This is a genomic window from Solibacillus sp. FSL H8-0538, assembly GCF_038003525.1.
Classification (GTDB): Bacteria; Bacillota; Bacilli; order Bacillales_A; family Planococcaceae; genus JBBOPI01.
This window is the reverse complement of record NZ_JBBOPI010000001.1, coordinates 177786-195094: the sequence shown is the minus strand read 5'-3', so window position 1 is coordinate 195094 and position 17309 is coordinate 177786. Positions and strand designations below refer to the sequence as shown.

Below are 17309 nucleotides of genomic sequence, written 5' to 3'. Positions count from 1 at the left end.
GAATAAAACCTGCTCGGAGCATTTGTATTTTTATAAATTAAAGTAAATTATCTACGTACCCTGTGTAGGTTCAATAATTCAAATTCATTATTGCTTAACAATAACTTCGGAAACAACATTGGAAACATTACCATAGCTATCTTTAATTACTAGATGTATACGTTGTCCTGATGTAAAGCGGGCACTTGAACCACCATCTTCGGTTGCATCAAATTCTATTGCTTGGCTGATATCAGTAATTGGTTCCTTTCCGAAAACAGTTGCATACGTTTTATTGGCATTCATTACTTCGAATGGTGATAATTTTGTACCTGGGTTATTAGTAACAGCATAGTAAATTGTCATACCTGGATAAGCATAGTCAGCACTAATACCAACTTCAATATCTTTACTGTAATAAGTTGTGGTTGATCCAACTATACCTTCCCCAATAGTACCTTGAAGTTTCGCTGCGAAAATACTCATAGGCATTAAACGATAAATATACAGTGCATTGAAGTAATCTGTATTTGCAATTGAAATTGTATTGTTTGCTACATCTTTTACACTGTTACTGTTTAATTTAATCTGTACTTCGTCACGGTCTGCCAATGCTTGATTAATTGTTAGCATTACTTTCTTATTATTGGTTGGATCAATTGCCACTGTATAGTTTCCATTTAGAATAGGCGTTGTGCCTGTAGTGTCATTTGAAATATTTTTGTGAACAGCTTTAATATCAAAATCAGCTAATGTAGTGCTATTAATCGCTTCAGTAAATGTTAATTCTAATACATGTTTATTTACAATAACACGATTACCAGTTCCATCATCCTCGAAGTTTTCGTTTGTTCTAATAACCTCTTGATATCTCAACTTCGGTTTAATCAAGTCCTTATACTTAAACGTTTTCGCTGCTTCTGTTAGTGCGTTTGATTTTGAGTAGTCTAAAATCGCCCCTGCTTTGAAACCAATCGATAATGTTTCATCATGAATTAAATTATATTCAATATAATTTGTTTCTTCAGGTAACGCTACTGCCTCAAATGTTAGGATGGCTTTTGTGTTTCCTGTTAATAATTCTGCCTTCACTAATTTCACTTTGTCTTTTGCTGTACCTGCAATTTCATAGTTGGCGATTGCTTCAAGCGATGCTTTATCCATCTGCTCATCAAACTCCATTTGGAACTTAAAGAATTTCTCACCTTGATATTGATCAGTTGGATCACCCGCGTTAATCGGATAGAAGAACTCTGTTGGCGAAGTTACTGACCCCTCTGGAGCTGCTCCGGCTTGAGTTGTTGACGATCCTTGGAAATAGAATGAATTCGCAATAATTTTCGGTGCTGATTCATCCCCAATAAATAATTCATCGAGTACTTTATCAGCATAGTTACCATTACGATCTTGCATTGCCACATAAATGCGGTAGCCATATGGATGTGCCTTAAAGTTTAAATCATTCGGATCAATCGTTAAATTCGTACCACCAATAATATTCCCCCCTGGAACCGCAGTACCTTTTCCAGAACGTGAGAATTTAATTGAAGCGTTTTTAGATAAATATTCCTCTGGGAAAATAACATCCGAACGCTCTGGTTTTTTAATTGTGCCCGTAGGATCAATGGGTACGATTAAATAGTAGTAAGAACCCGCAGCATTTGCTTCAAATGACGCTTCTTTTGTAATGTTCAAACTGTTCGTAGGACCGACTGAATATACTTTTAAATCCGAAATTTTAGGATCTGTTGTTTGATCTGCTTTATGTCGATACGTTTCGGTCGTTTCAACAATTTCATTCCCTGACTCATCCTGTACTTTACTAATTTTCACCGTTAATGTGTCATTAATAACGAATGCCGCCATCGAAGGTACTTCTAACGTTACACCTTTTCCATCCTTCGATAATGTAGCCTTAAATGGATTTCCCGTTAAGTTACCCGTACCACCTAACACATAGTTAGCCACATTTTCAGCCGTTGCTTTGTCCATTTTTTCGCTGAATGTTATTAATACCTTTGTCGGATCCTTCAAAATATCCGTCACTTCCATACTTACAACGGTCGGCGCGTCTAAATCTAAATCGCCCGTACTAAACGTATTTGATTTTACAACAGGCGAACGGTTACCACTTACATCATCCATCACCATATATACAACATACGATGAGTTGGGTGTTAATGTATCATCAATAAATTCTACACCACTCAAATCAGCTGCTGTTAAAGTCGTACGTTTCCCTGTACGCCAAATATCATCTGCTGTCGGCGTTGGTTCGTCTGCTTTTCGTAAAACATAACTATAGACACCTAACTCACTTGGTTTAAATGAAATTCGTGCACGTTTACCTCCTTTTAACGCTTCTCCTTTTAAGTTGAGAATTCCTGGTGCTGTCCCGTCCTTCGTTGTGAAATCGGCGTCATAACGTTCTGAAACATTATCATTTTTATCTACTACAACTAAGTACACTACATACTCTGTTAGCTGTTCTAGATTATTTACTGTAAATGAAACCGATTTCCCCTCAATTGCGGTACCTTTACCAGCAAACTTACTGTCTCCTCCAAGAATTGCCTTAATTGTCGGAGGTTTCGTATCTTTTTCACGTACAACATAGTAGTACGTTCCGTCTTCATCCGATGTGAAGGTTACTGTTGCCGTTGATCCTTCCGCTGCAACCGTTAAACGTTCCACTTTCGGGTTTGTTTTATCTACAATAGTTTCATTTTCGATTGGGTCTCGATCAACATCTTGACCATTCTCATCTTCAATATCCCCAATATTATCGTTATCATTTTCATAGTCATCAAAAATGTCGTTTGGCGTTTTTCCTGGTGGGATAATTGCTTGACCTACATACACATAATCGCCGATATCAATCCACCCATTTGAATTTCCTACATATAAAAATTCAAAGTAGCTATCCGTATTGAAAAATACATTGTGATGGCTGTTTTTATACACATACGGGATGTCCGTAACACCGTACATCTTTAAACTTGTTTCTGTATCAATATAAAGCGCCTTAGCATCTGCATAAAGTTCGAAATTCTTTACATAACCTTGCACTGTGACACGGTCAATTATTGAATTACTTGATACAAACGAACGGTCTTGCTCGATGTATAAGTTGCGTACTTCACAGTTTTCAAAATCAATGTATTTATCAATCTTGCCCATGCGCTCGTCATATTTTTTCCAACCACCTGTCGGATCGTCCGGCCTTGGTTTTAAATTTTCGTCTTCCGGAGGATTTATGTAGTCTTCATCGTCCGGATCTGTTGGTTTCGTCCAGTCAATAAAGCCAAAGCCGTCTAAGCCCGCAATACGTACATTTTTTAAACGGTCCGTATAGTCTGCTAATGATTTTCTAGGTGTTTCTGCTACCACTACTCGACCAGTTAATGTCCAATTTTTAAAACGCACATAGCTCCCATTAATAATCAACTCACCGCCAAAGCTTGTGTACTCGCCGTTTAAAACGAGTAACGCTGAGGGATTGCCTGATGCGTTAATCGTTAATTTGGAGACAGATGTTAATGTTTTGCCGTTAAATGTCCCTTCAATAAGGCCACCTTTTAAAATGCGTTGATTCGATGCATTAAAAATAGATTGTAGGCTTGCTGAAATCGTATAGGCTACGCCGTTTATATACATTGTCGAGCCGCTAATATCGCCAATTGTATAGACAGGATCTCCAGCATCTGCCTTACCCGCACGCCAAACAAACGTTGCGAGCTGACCGCGCGTCACGGAATTAGCTGGTTCAAATGTTACCGGTGTTTTCCCTTTTGTAATACCTAAATCTAACAGCGTTTGAATAAAGTAAGCATTCGAATTTTTGCTGGATACATCTTTAAAATTATGCGTGAGCTTTGATGCGACGCCAAATTTAAAACCAAGTGTTAAAATTTTCGCCATTTGCCCACGTGTAATTGGCTCATCCGGTTTGAAGGATTTATCGGAATAGCCGCTCATAATACCCTCATTCGTTAATGCTGCAACATATGAGTAGTACTGGTGTCTTATGGGTACATCTTTAAATAACGGATTTTTTTGATCCTTAGTATTTAAGCCTAAAGCCAACGCCAACATTTCTGCCGCTTCTCCACGTGTAATTGCTTGATGTGGTTTAAATGTGCCATCTGAATAGCCCTTTACTACTCTTTTATTAAATAAATCAACGACTGGCTGGTAATAGTCGGCACTCGGATTTAAGTCACTAAACATATAGGCGTTTGCCGAATGTGGTACTGCGACCGCAATCCCGCTCGTTGCTAACACGGTTGCAACTGCTACTTTGTTCAATTTTTGTATTTTTTTAGGATTCATGCAGGTAAATACCTCCCTTTACTATAAAACTATATTTATGTAAAATAGCTTTCTTATTGCTTTGAAAATTACAATTCATACACTTTATATCGGTTTAAATGCGCAATTAGTTCATACTAATTTCTGCCATATATGCTCAAAAAGAAAACGATTCAAATTGTCATTGTTCTACACAACACCAATTTGAACCGCATGTATAATCAGCCAGCATACTTTTCCCCAATTCAACGTTGCTTAATCTCTTTTTGGGTTATTAACTTACTTTGATTGGACTGCATTTCGACTTTGCTTACGTAGCTCGTCTTTCAATATTTTGCCGACAGCATTGCGCGGTAAATGCTCTATGAAAATAATTTCACGCACGACTTTATAAGCCGCAAGCTCGTTCTTACAATATTGAATAAGCTCAGCTGCTGTCACAACCTTCCCCTCCGCAAGCACAATATAGGCAATTGGAATTTCACCATAATCCGGGCGTGGAACACCAATTACGGCCGCCTGTGCAACTGCGAAATGTGACACGAGTAAGTTTTCCACCTCGGCACTATAAATTTTCTCTCCATTATGAACAATAATATCCTTCATGCGGTCGACTAAATAAAGAAATCCTTCCTCATCCACATGACCTATATCGCCAGTATGGTACCAACCGTCAACCAATGCATTTTTTGTTGATTCTTCATCTTTAAAGTAGCCCAGGAATGTTTGAGGGCCGCGGCATAAAATTTCTCCGTCTTCATGTGGCTGAAGCGCTTCACCTGTTTCCAAAGAAACGACCTTTATTTCGCTATACATAACCAGCTTGCCTTTTGAGTCATATTTTTGCTCATCAAATTCACTACGCCATATCGTTAGGCCACCTGTGAATTCCGTCAGTCCGTACACTTGCTGTACCGGAATACCAAACTGTTTGAACACATGAATAATTTGCTGCGGGACTGTAGACGTACCACAAGTAATTGTACGAATCGTTGAAAAATCCGGTTTCATCAGATCAATGGCTTTAATCAGTGAAACGAGCATTTCTGGCATGGACATCATCGTTGTAATTTTTTCACGCTCCATGACTTGCCAAGCTTGAATTGGCTCAAAGTTCTCTAAGAAAACTGTCGTTGCCCCGGTATGCACATTCGTAATGAGTGGCGTAAACCCTGCAATATGAAATAGCGGTACCATATGTAGGTAGCGGTCCGTTTCCCACCAGCTAATCGATGAAGATAACGTAATTGCTGATGAAATTAAATTATTATGGGACAGCATTGCCCCTTTTGGCTCACCTGTTGTACCAGATGTATACATTATTAATATGGGGTCATCTCCAGAAGAACGGTAGGTAGGTTCTTGTTTTCCATATGATGATATGATGTTAGCGACCAACGTATCTTCTCCTGCCGAATCATTTGTAAAATAAAGCTCAACAAATACGAGTGCCTTAATGGCAGCAACTAACTTTAGGTGATCGTCCCCGTACATAACCCCCTTTGCATAACAATGATTTACGACGAATGCGACTTCTTTTGGCTGCAGCTTATAATTAATCGCCACGGTAATGACCCCAATTTTTGCAGCTGCAAAAAAAACAGCAGCGAAATCCTCGTTATTTTTGCAAATGATCGCTAGTTTGTCCCCTTTAACAAAGCCCTGCTCGACTAAAAAGTGGGCAATTGTATTAGCGCTTTCATTAAAATCACTAAAAGAAAGACGGATGTTATCTCTTACGAAGCCTTCTTTGTTTCCAAATAAATTTGCACGGTTCATTAACATTTTGCCAACATTAAACTCCACTTTACATTCCCCCGTTCTTTTAATTCACTCGACATGACTCCCAACGTTCAAAATTTATTCATTATAATACACTTTAATTTTCCTTATATTAAAATAATTTTATTAAAATCCCATTTCATATAAAATAGTAGCTATTTATCTTCATTTTAAATTATCTTCATTGTGATGTAGTAGTCGAATTGTGAACTTTTAAGAATATTTTTACTTCATGAAATTTAGAAAACTAAATTAATATTTTTTATACCTACTCTTCTATATATTTTAGTAATATTCTTTCATTTTAATATGAATGCGCAGTAAAAATCTTTTATAAATTGCTCCCCCGAATTAGTCAAAGCCTCTTTATAAATGTGTCTATTTATGTTTTATAATCTTTTTTTATTGTTAAACACCATAACTTCAGGTTGATTTGCGTTCTGGCTGGACGCGTTTGATGAGCCGCTTCCCTCGCTACGCTCAGTCCAATCAACAATCATCCTACTCTAGTTGTCATCCCCGACTTGTGGTGATAAGTCCTATTTCTATGTATTCAAATGTAATTTCCCTTCTTAAAAGAAAAAACTTTCTATTAAATTTCAACATAGCTATGTAATTTTCAGATAATTTACACTATATTGTTACATAAATATATAATTTCACAAAAACAACTGCTATAATAATGATATTATTAAAATATTCTGTATAATTACATAATTCCGTTATTAATCACTTAAAGGGGGGGGATGGGCAAATGACCATATTAAATGGATTAAAAATACTCGACTTTTCTTCACTATTACCCGGGCCACTTGCCACAATGATGTTCGCTGATTTAGGAGCTGATGTCATTCACGTAGAATCTGAACGACGCGTAGACTTAATGCGTATTATGCCACCATATGATGAGGACAGAGAGTCATTCATTCATCAACATTTAAACCGTTCCAAACGTTCGATTACGCTGAATTTAAAGTTGCCGGAAGCAGCAGAAATTGTGAAAAAGCTCATTTTGGACTATGACATTATCGTGGAAGGGTTCCGTCCGGGTGTCATGAAACGCCTCGGCATTGATTATGAAACGCTTAAACAAGTAAATCCGCGCATAATTTATTGTGCGATTACAGGCTATGGCCAAACAGGTCCTTATGCTACTCGTCCGGGCCACGATAATAACTATCTTTCAATAGCGGGTGTGCTAGATCACTCACGCCAAAAAAATAAAAAACCTGTTGCCATGGGAATTCAAATTGCCGATATGGCTGGCGGGACATTGCATGCAGCAGTAGGGGTGCTCGCTGCAGCATTACACCGCGAGAAAACTGGGGAAGGTAAATTTATTGATGTCTCAATGACTGATGCGATATTTACGATGAATGCGCTGTACGGCTCGCAGTTTTTCGGGAGCGGACAGGCACCGCAACCCGAGGAAGAAATTTTAAACGGCGGTACGTTCTATGATTACTATAAAACAAAGGACGGACGCTACTTCTCTGTAGGAAGTCTTGAGCCACAGTTCCGTAAGCTACTTTGTGTGGCGCTCGACATACCCGAGCTCATTGATAGTAAGTTTACGGATTCATCGTATACACAGCTACGCTTTAAAGAAGCCGTTTGTGATGCATTTAGTTCAAAAACATTTGATGAGTGGCTGGAAATTTTCAATGACGATTTCCACGGCTGTGTTGAGCCTGTCTTAACATTTGACGAAGCATGTGAGCATCCGCAACTTCAAGCACGTAATATGGTTGTTGAAGTACCAAAGCCAGACGGATCGACGCAGCGCCAAATTGGAACTGCACTAAAATTTGACGGTGTCGAACCAAATTATCAGTTCGTTGGAGCAAAAATGGGCGCACATACAGAGGAGATTTTAGCGGAGTACGGTTATTCTGCGGAAAAAATTTCTCTTTTACGCGCAAATGATATTTTAAAATAACAAAGGAGCTGGGCCATTTTTGGTCCAACTCCTTTGTTTATATGTTACACAGAAATAAGTACTTGATAAACACCGATTCCCACTATAATAGATAAAACCGTACCAACTGAGCCTAAGATAAATGCTTTCATAATTTATCACTCCTTTTACAAAAAGTATAATAAAATATGAGATAATTTGATGTGAAAAAAATCACAATTTTATACACAAAAGCATAATAATTACTTTTTATGATAATTTTAACAAATATTCCGCTGCTTTATGAGCCCTGCTTTACAATGTATTCTTCAATAAATTCCCGTAATCGCTCCACATGCGATGGAATGACTAAGTATTTTTTGTAGACACTCATTAGCTTCTCAAACACTTCATATTGCTCTTCCACAAATACGGTTTTTAACACATTACATATATGCCACGACGTCATTTCAGCAACGGTCCAGTACGGGCTTGTAGGTGATGTATACTGCTCTTGCCACACACGCACAGAATCCAGCATATACTGCGGGGAACTGTCTACTAAAAAAGCAATATCGCGCTGCACCGTTGCTTCTATCTTATGCAGTACCTCCGCTTTCGATGAAGTATTCACTACATCATAAATTGCTGTACATGAGGCCAATTCATGCTCCTGTAACAGCCTAAATACCGTCCCAAAACGCTGCTTCTCCACGAGTGCATCCATCACAACAAAAAAAACATACTCTAAATAATTCTCTTTATAATTTTTTACAAGCGCTTCTGGCTGTGGCTTCATGCTTTTAAGTACATCACTATACTCCACCACAAGCTCTACAGCGTGATTATTTAAACGATCCTGCTCTATTAAAAATAGTCCATGCTCAATTACTTTTTCTCGATCTTTTTTCATCACAGCATCATTTAGTAAAATATATGACAATAATGTACGCTCTTTTTCATTTAATGCCCAGTGCCCAGTTCCCCACATTGCTTCCACGTGCTCAATGCATTTTTTCAACTTTAAAAAATGGCGTCGTCCACTCGTAAAATGCGTTATGACGTTAAATAAGTGTAACTGCTTTAATTGGAAAGACTGTGGATTTACATGATCTAGGCGCTGAATAAGCTTATGTATAATTGTTGCTGTCCGGTTAACCGATTCAATTTTTAATACATGCATTTTAAAATTCTTCATCAGTATTAATGGATCATCTATTGCATGTAATGGTACCTGCTGAAAAATCGAATAGAGTTTTTTGGCATATACGGTTTCCCAAAATAAACTTTGAGTACAATAAATCGCCTGTACAAAATATTGACCATCTATTTTATGTACGTACAAGCATTCCAGTCCTGCACCACGTATTCCTTCCTTCATCGTTTTACCGAAAATAAGTGCAATTAAATGCTCAAAACGCATTTCGCTGTGTATGACTAAATAATTGAAAAGTGCGCTTTTATTTTGAGGCGACTCAAAAAACAACTGAATACGCTCATTGGCAAATTCAATATCTAAATTTACAGCCTGTAGCGGCTCGACGAACAATAAATTCGCCTGCTTCCAGTATTTTTTTAGGAGCAGAAAGCAAAATTCCTCTGCACATTCTTCATCAGTTAATATGAGATCCACCGGTAGCACTGCTCTCCATGGTTGTAAATCCATACATTCATCTTGCATATATGCATTAATGACTTTTTCGAGTCGCTCACCTGTCTGCCCTTGTGTCGCCTGCATCAGCTGTTCGTCGCATTTTAGCAACAACTAAACCCCTCCCCCATAAAAAATTCCTACAAAAAATATACCAAACTAATCCAAAAAACGGCTAGCTTTTTTAAAAGAACAGTCGTTACTTCCAAATGAAAAAGCAAGCCTAATACGGCTCACTTTTTAACTTTATTCCGGCATAATGCTAGCGGAATCTACGTATATGAAATTTGTTGACGATGTTGCTTGCACAGAAGGTGAAAATGAAGTAAAGGAAACTATTTAGCAATCATATTGGCGTTTGACTGGCTTAAAAATACGTGCTTTTTTGAGCAATGTTTTTGGCACTTGAAGTGTTGCAGTCACAACACCCGGGTGTCGCCCAATTTCTATTGAGCCTGTAATTGTTGCGCGGTTCTTCACTTCTTCTACGGATAACTCTAAAAGCTTCGCTGCACGCGCTAGCGCATTGTCCGTAGCAAGATTTAAATTCCCACCCGTCCCTACAAAGGAAACCGGAAACACATCCTCAATTTGCTTCACGCCGTATTCCTCTGCTAAATCGCGCGCAATGCGTTTTTCTTCTTTTGTAAATGGTTTTGCTGTATAGGGTAAATCTTCAATATTTGATAGTAAAATTGGTCCTTCTAAGTTCACTTTTTTCAGCACGCTTACTTGCAATTGTACGATACCTGACACATCGGTAGTATGACCTGCAATTTCCCCGTCACCCTGCATCGCATGCATATCACCAACATACACACCTCCACCCGGCACCTTCACCGGACAAATGATGACCGCACCTTCGCGCACACGATTAATGTCCATATGCCCGTCCGTACGATGAATGTCTAGCTCATCCTGCGTTAACGTAAACTCATGCGGAGCCCCAATTAAAGCTGTGCCAAAATCACCTGCATTATGTGAATCCGGCATCGCCTTTGACGGTGTTGTCCCCAACTGACCAACAAATGGGCGCATTCTCGCCATGACCCCAATTAAATCAGACGGCGCATACGTCACGACCGGATGCTGCACTGAATTTTCCGGTGTGCGCATAAAGTTTTTCGCATCCAACGCAATACGACGTGACGCTTCCCTGCCAACCGTTAAGCCAATTTCGCCGCGCGGGTTAAATGTCATCGTGTAGCCATGAGTCATCTTAAACGGTGACGTGTCTGTATCGCATGTTGAACAACGTACAGCTTCTAGGCCAATTCCTTTAATAATGGTTTGCGGGTGAAGCTTGCCGCACCCTGGGCATTTCACTTTCACAAAAGGGTCCCCGATAAAGCGATCTGTCAGTGCCTCATCCGTACCAGAAGAAGTCGCAATCGACGTAACTTGAATGGATTTAATTTGAATTACAATAGCATCCCCGACTTCAGCACCTTCTACATAAACAGGCTTCGTCACCTCATGCCCACCGCGAATTTCCGGTGTTATCATCGGTCCCCAGCACCCTGGAGCCGTATTCGCAATAATTGTACCACCGTCTTTTAGTGGACCCAGCATGGCAGTATGTGGACTCAAAATGCCATCCGTAAATTCATTTACAAAAAGTGTTTCAGCCGCTTTTGACGGCTGCACATTGACTACCTCATCTTGTTCATTTTCCCCGAATATCACTTGTTTATTTAACATAGCCTCTCTCCTATCTACTTGTTTATTACTATTTCAAAAATTAATATATATAATTTTCCATTTTTTCGATTGCGTTCAATACCAGTTACTTTTCTTAAAATGAAAAGAATTACCTATTCCTTCTATTATACAATTTTTAACAAGGAAAGAGGGAATGTATTTAGAAGGAAAGCAACTAATTCAGGATTGTGCTATAAAAAATTGGCTAAGAACGGATAAATTACTTCTTCTAATAGGTTTCGGCTGTTATATTTGATATATTTTTGTCACGTATTATTCATATGATGACAGAGTATTTGTTTATAAAATCCACTCCAAGTTTGTCCCACCAGTAGATGAGCCGTATTTATAGCATATTACAATTAATTTACCATTTCATTAAATGTACCTTTCCAAGTAAAATTTACGCTATGCTGAATACATGTTCCAAACCAAACGCGTTTCGCTTCATGATCTTATTCCACATAGTAGTTCGGCTACTTTTGATCATGTATCCGAAACCATGACTCTTCATTTGGATTTTTGAACAACACCTCCTCTAAGAACGTGAAAAACCTGCCTTTTTTTTTGGCGGGTTTTTGCTATTTAGGGAGTTTCCATTCTAATCGAAGGTAGGTTCTTTTTTGAGCAAACTTTGTCTTTAACAATAGCTAGTGTGTAGACCACCTGTGTCCTTATAATTTTCAGAAAACTTCATTCTAGTGTAAAATTGAGTACTTCGTAATAGAACCTACGGAAAATAAGTTTTCCGTAGGTTTGTTTTAATTCTCCCCGTACCGCTTTGCTACTTGCTGCACGGCATCCCATACTCCGTTAAATGGGGGGGCGTACGCTAAATCTAGATCGACTAGCTCCTCGAACGTCATTTCGTTGTAAAGGGCGGTCGCAAATACATCAATTCGTTTATCTACGCCTGCTTCCCCAACCGCCTGGAGCCCGAGCAATTTACGCGTTTTCTTATCTACGAAAACACGTAGATCGATTGGTCGAGCCTTTGGATAATAACCTGCAATATGATTCGCCTGCCAATCATAACAATCAAAATCGATTTTTAAGTCTTCCGCTTCTTTTTCACTTAACCCAGTCATACCGATTTGTAAATCAAAAAATTTCAACACCGTTGTGCCGACGATGCCATTAAAAATCGCTTTCTTTCCAGCAATATTGAGTCCGGCAATGCGCCCTTGTTTATTCGCCGTTGTGCCGAGTGGAAGATAGTCCTCCTCAAACTTTAGTCGATGGAAATGGGTCGCACAATCTCCTGCGGCATAAATATTTTTGAACGACGTTTCCATCTGTTCATTCACAATAATAGCTCCGTTTTCAAGCTTCGCAAGGCCAACTGCAAACTGCGTATTTGGCGTAATACCTGTTGCTACAATGACTAAATCCGTTGCAAAGCTCCCACTTTTCGTAATCACCTGTTCCACACGGTCATCGCCTTCAAAGCCGAGCACCTCTTCCTCTAAAAGTACCTCTATGCCTTTCGTTTTAGCTTCCACAAACACTTTCTCTGCTAACGTTGGATGTAACTTTTTCATCAGCTGCTTACCACGATGAATTAATCGCACTGCAAGCCCGCGTTCCTGTAAAGTCTCCACCACTTCTAAGCCAATATAGCCTCCGCCAATAACAGTCACATGCTGCACATTTTTCAAATCCTGCATCAGATATTCCATTTGTGGAATCGTTTTGATCGTATGAATACCAATAAAATCTGTACTGCGCCACTCTGGTATGGTTGGGGTCGCTCCACTTGCAATGAGCAACTTATCGTACTGAAATTCAAAGCGTTCACATGTTCTCAAATGCTTCCCTCGAACAATCTGGGCAGTCGTATCAATGCTAGTCACTTCATGAAACTTACGTGCATCTATGCCATATTTATGACGAAAAATAGCAACATCCCGTGCGATGAGTTCCTCTGTATTTTCAATTCTTCCATCAAGTATATAAGGCAGACCGCACTGCCCGTAAGAATAAATGCCACCACGCTCTAGCACTACAATTTCTATTCCTGGTGCATTTCGTACAATTTCCATTGCTGCGCTCATTCCAGCAGCGTCCCCGCCAATGATGATAACCTTCATTCCACATCACCTTTTTCCTATAAAAAGTTTTTTTAGCATTTACTTGTATACTTTTTTACTTTTCAATTGTTATATAAGTGAGTTAACTCTTAGAAAGACACCTCTTGTTCAAAATGAGGGAAACATACTGTCTTTTCTAATGTGGATAGGAAAGTACTTTCTTATCCATTAAAACAGGATATCCAAAAAGTTGGTGACATATGAAAGTGCACTGGGAGCGTCTGCTACTTGCGCATGCAGAAGTCGTTTTCAAATATTTACTGAAAATCGGCGCCTCGAAGGAAGATGCTGAGGATGTGGTGCAGGAAGCCATCATGAAAACCATTGAATGCTTGCATCAAATTGAGGTGGACAAACTGCGTGCCTGGCTGTTTAAAGTGGCGCTCCACCGCTATTACACACTGTATAACAAGAAAAAAACTGTTGCCTATTTCAGCGAGGAGGAATTGGCACAGTTCAAATCAGCAATGGACGTAGAAGAAGAAATTATTTTAACAGAGCGAGATGCAAATTTGCGTGAAGTATTGCAGGGACTTCCACCAAATTTCCAACAACTCCTTGTCATGAAATATTTTATGGACCTGTCCTATAAAGAAATCGCAGCCATTTTAGATGTGAAAGAGGCACATGTGAAAACATATTTACAACGCGCACGCAAAGCACTGCGCGTGAAATGGGAGGAATTCGATGAGTGAATTATTTGATGTAGGAAAAATGGAGCAATCGATTAATAAAGCAAAGCGCCGGAGTACGTGGAAGACGGTACTCATTACGGTTACTGTGCTCACAATTGGAGGCATCGTAGGGGTATTTCTTAATCGCACCGTTACACCTCTGATGGAGCAACCTATTGCAGATTCTTTTCATCTATTCAATCAAATTTCAGGGGCTAATGAATTTATTAGTACAATGGAGGCTTTTCCAGGGCTTTTTGGCGGGGAACACCATTATAAAACCTATAAATTAATTGAAGGGAAAGTTGTTTATACCGGGGAAGATGGTTACGGTTACGGGCTGTTTCGTAATGAGTGGCTTGGACGAATTGGTATGCGTTCTCCGATTATTTTTGGCGGGGCATATTCAGAGGATAACTTAGAATATGTGCAATACAACGTGCTTGGACAGCGTCAAATGACCTTTTTCTACCCATTATTATCTTACGAGCATGCCAGCAATGACCTCGCCCTACTTGATGAAATCGGGGACGACAAAGTGATGGAAATGGCACTGTCATTTGATCAAGGCTATACAAGTTCAGAAGCAATGGAGTTGATTCCAAAAACGGTGACAAAAACGTGGTTATGGGTAAATGATGTAGATGAGAAAGATGAGATACAAGCAAAAAGCTTCAATGAAGACGGCGAAATTATTGCAAAAACTAATCTTCTACGCAATGAAAATACGGTTTTCGGCTTTTCTATACTTACCCCAAATGGCGATAAAGCGGAAATGCCAGCTGAAAATTTCATTGGATCCATTAGCAGTGGTACAAAATACCGCACAATATGGCAAGATGAATTCAAACGCCTGAACGAAACCATTAGCGGAGAAGATGGCGTATTATCCGTTGCCGATCTTGAAATTTACGGGGCAGTTGTGACCGGTACTGCGGAAAGCTTAGCGACACTAAAGGATTTACCGTTTATTAAAGCCTCTTCACTTGGTATCGTTGTAGATAAGTATTAAATAACTATAAAAAACTGACCGGAGAAATAAATTTCTCGGTCAGTTTTTCTTTTATTGTTGCTCTGCAATGAGTTGCTCTTTGCAAAACGCTAAAATCATCGCTTCTTCTTCGTCTTCAAGCGCAAAATCTAAGTACTCATTTCCTGCCTTTTCAATAATGAAGTAACTCACTAAACGTACTTCTTCATCCTTTTGGCCAATTAGAACGCGGATTTCGATACCTGCTTCCATATACAGCTCATCGTCCTCGTCAATCTCTACATCTAGTAAAAACTCAAAACGTTTACCTTCAATAATATTTGTTGGATCTAATATTTCTTCAACCGAAAAATGTGTAATGTCCATTTAAGTCGCTCCTTTTGCGAAATCGTTCTCTCTAATCATAAACAAAAATGGCCGTGCGTCAAATGGATACGAAGTGACAGTCGGTTGAGACTGTGCCAAAATAATTTGAAGGAGAGGATACGTATGAAAGATTTACTTTATTATCAAGATGCAACGATTCAACAATTTATGGCAAATGTCTTGCGTACTAGCGTAGAAGATGGCCGCAACTATATCGTGTTAGATAACACGGCCTTTTATCCCACAGGTGGCGGGCAGCCGCACGATACAGGTTGGATTGATGGACTAGAAATTATCGACGTTGAAAAAATCGACGACGAAATTCGCCATTATACGCAGGAAGATGTCAGCATAATTTCCGGCATAGTGGAAGGAAAACTAAACTGGGAACGCCGCTTCGATCATATGCAGCAACATACAGGTCAACATATTTTAACAGCTACGTTTGTTGAACTGTTTGATTTTGCGACAACGAGCTTCCATTTAGGAACAGAGCTTGTAACCATCGATTTAAACGTAGCAGACGTCACTGAGGCGCAACTTGCCGCAGCAGAACAACGCGCGAATGACATTATTTTAGAAAACCGTAAAATTATTACGAAATGGGTAACGAAAAGTGAGTTAGCCCAGTACAACTTACGTAAAGACGTCAAAGTGAATGAAGATATTCGCTTAGTTATTATTCCAGACTACGATTACAATGGCTGTGGTGGGACCCACCCAACATCAACTGCTCAAGTAAGTCTTCTAAAAATCTTAGGCACGGAAAAAATGAAGCAACAAATTCGCATTCACTTCGTATGTGGTCAACGCGTACTAAATCAGCTGGCGATGCGTAAAATGGTGCTAACCGATGTGGCGCGCCAGCTAAGTGTGCCCGAGGAAAATGCAGCGGACGCACTGCGTAAATTCTCGAGTGCAGCAAAAGTAACCGAAAAAGCTCTCGCAGAAGCGCAGGATGCTTTGCTTGAATTTGAAGCGAAGGAACTAGCGTCGGAAAAGATAGCGGCACGGGTGTTTGTGGGCCGCTCAATCCAGCAGCTTCAGAAGCTAGCTCGCTGTATTACACAGGAAAACCCTCATACCATCGCACTGCTTGTTGCAGATAATGAAGACAAGCTACAGTTTATCGCTGCGCGTGGCGGGGAAGTTGAAGTGAGCATGAAAAGCATTTCTACAGCCATTTTACCGCTCGTAAACGGCAAAGGTGGCGGTAGTGACGCACTCGTTCAAGGCGGCGGCGAAAAAATGATTGCTGCTGAAGCATTGCTCACTGCGATGAAAGCTCAACTATAAAGTAAAAAGGCTCCAGCAGTTGCTGGAGCCTTTTATTATGCGGTAATACAATTTACTTACAAAATACCCTTAGTTACTTGTAAGCTTAGTCTTGTTACTTGCAACTTTGATTAGTTTCCTTGTAACTGCAGCTGCTCTACTTGTACTTTAAGATCCAGCATTTTTTTATTTCTATTTCCCTCGGAGTGCATTCATGCCACGGCGCACATTCGTTATATCTGTATAGCCCTGCTTTACTAGCTGCTTACATGCTTGATTGCTACGGATGCCGCTTTGACAAATAACGATAATCGGCTTGTCTTTTGGCAACTGCGAAAAGTCTGATCCGAATGGTATATTAATAAACTGCGGAATATGCCGTTTTTTATATTCAGCCTCTGTTCGTACATCAACAAAAACTTTATCCTCCGCATCTACTATTTTCTTTAAGTCTGGTGTTGAAATTGATTTCACACCTTTACTTGGCATCATACGCACGCCTAAAATGAGCATGAATGCCAGCACAACAACCGATACAATCCATTCCATACAATCTCTCCTATCACAAAAAACTTATCATTATTAGTGTACG

11 protein-coding genes are annotated in these 17309 nt (G+C 39.6%); 4 read left to right on the top strand and 7 right to left on the bottom strand.

The features are described 5' to 3' along the window. Positions 1-87: 87 nt before the first annotated feature. Positions 88-4311: an S-layer homology domain-containing protein gene (locus MHH87_RS00915; RefSeq protein WP_340747472.1), complete on the bottom strand. Its 4224-nt coding sequence runs from the start codon at positions 4309-4311 to the stop codon at positions 88-90. Positions 4312-4569: 258 nt separating this feature from the next. After that, positions 4570-6096 carry a class I adenylate-forming enzyme family protein gene (locus tag MHH87_RS00910; protein WP_340747471.1) on the bottom strand — a complete coding sequence of 509 codons (1527 nt, stop codon included), beginning with the start codon at positions 6094-6096 and terminating at the stop codon, positions 4570-4572. A gap of 730 nt (positions 6097-6826) precedes the next feature. Between MHH87_RS00910 and MHH87_RS00905 the strand changes: the two genes are divergently transcribed. Further along, positions 6827-8011: a CaiB/BaiF CoA transferase family protein gene (locus MHH87_RS00905; RefSeq protein ID WP_340747470.1), complete on the top strand. Its 1185-nt coding sequence runs from the start codon at positions 6827-6829 to the stop codon at positions 8009-8011. Between the two features lie 259 nt (positions 8012-8270). Here the strand turns inward: MHH87_RS00905 and MHH87_RS00900 are convergent, their stop codons facing one another. The 3 genes from MHH87_RS00900 to MHH87_RS00890 all read right to left on the bottom strand — a co-directional run bounded on the left by MHH87_RS00900 (position 8271) and on the right by MHH87_RS00890 (position 13411). Further along, complete coding sequence (locus MHH87_RS00900; protein ID WP_340747469.1) at positions 8271-9731, bottom strand: Fe-S-cluster redox enzyme; 1461 nt, start codon at positions 9729-9731, stop codon at positions 8271-8273. A 228-nt stretch (positions 9732-9959) separates the two neighbouring features. Beyond that, positions 9960-11321 (bottom strand): acetamidase/formamidase family protein, encoded by a 1362-nt coding sequence (locus MHH87_RS00895; RefSeq protein ID WP_340747468.1) that lies wholly within the window; start codon positions 11319-11321, stop codon positions 9960-9962. A gap of 761 nt (positions 11322-12082) precedes the next feature. Continuing rightward, positions 12083-13411: an FAD-dependent oxidoreductase gene (locus tag MHH87_RS00890; RefSeq protein ID WP_340747467.1), complete on the bottom strand. Its 1329-nt coding sequence runs from the start codon at positions 13409-13411 to the stop codon at positions 12083-12085. 200 nt (positions 13412-13611) lie between these two features. Between MHH87_RS00890 and MHH87_RS00885 the strand changes: the two genes are divergently transcribed. Then, positions 13612-14106 carry an RNA polymerase sigma factor gene (locus MHH87_RS00885; RefSeq protein ID WP_340747466.1) on the top strand — a complete coding sequence of 165 codons (495 nt, stop codon included), beginning with the start codon at positions 13612-13614 and terminating at the stop codon, positions 14104-14106. Continuing rightward, the gene (locus MHH87_RS00880; RefSeq protein WP_340747465.1) at positions 14099-15097 is read left to right on the top strand and encodes an anti sigma factor C-terminal domain-containing protein; all 999 of its coding nucleotides are present in this window, start codon (positions 14099-14101) and stop codon (positions 15095-15097) included. Before MHH87_RS00885 ends, MHH87_RS00880 begins: the two co-directional genes overlap by 8 nt. A gap of 51 nt (positions 15098-15148) precedes the next feature. Here MHH87_RS00880 and MHH87_RS00875 read toward each other — a convergent pair whose 3' ends face one another. Beyond that, positions 15149-15442, bottom strand: coding sequence for a DUF6509 family protein (locus tag MHH87_RS00875; protein WP_340747464.1), 294 nt, complete (start codon positions 15440-15442; stop codon positions 15149-15151). Here MHH87_RS00875 and MHH87_RS00870 point away from each other — a divergent pair. Further along, a complete protein-coding gene (locus tag MHH87_RS00870) occupies positions 15428-16738 on the top strand; it encodes an alanyl-tRNA editing protein (RefSeq protein WP_340747463.1) in 1311 nt (436 codons plus the stop codon). The two genes, MHH87_RS00875 and MHH87_RS00870, sit on opposite strands and share 15 nt — an antisense overlap. Before the next feature lie 171 nt (positions 16739-16909). Here MHH87_RS00870 and MHH87_RS00865 read toward each other — a convergent pair whose 3' ends face one another. Then, a complete protein-coding gene (locus MHH87_RS00865) occupies positions 16910-17266 on the bottom strand; it encodes a rhodanese-like domain-containing protein (RefSeq protein ID WP_340747462.1) in 357 nt (118 codons plus the stop codon). Between the last annotated feature and the right edge of the window lie 43 nt (positions 17267-17309).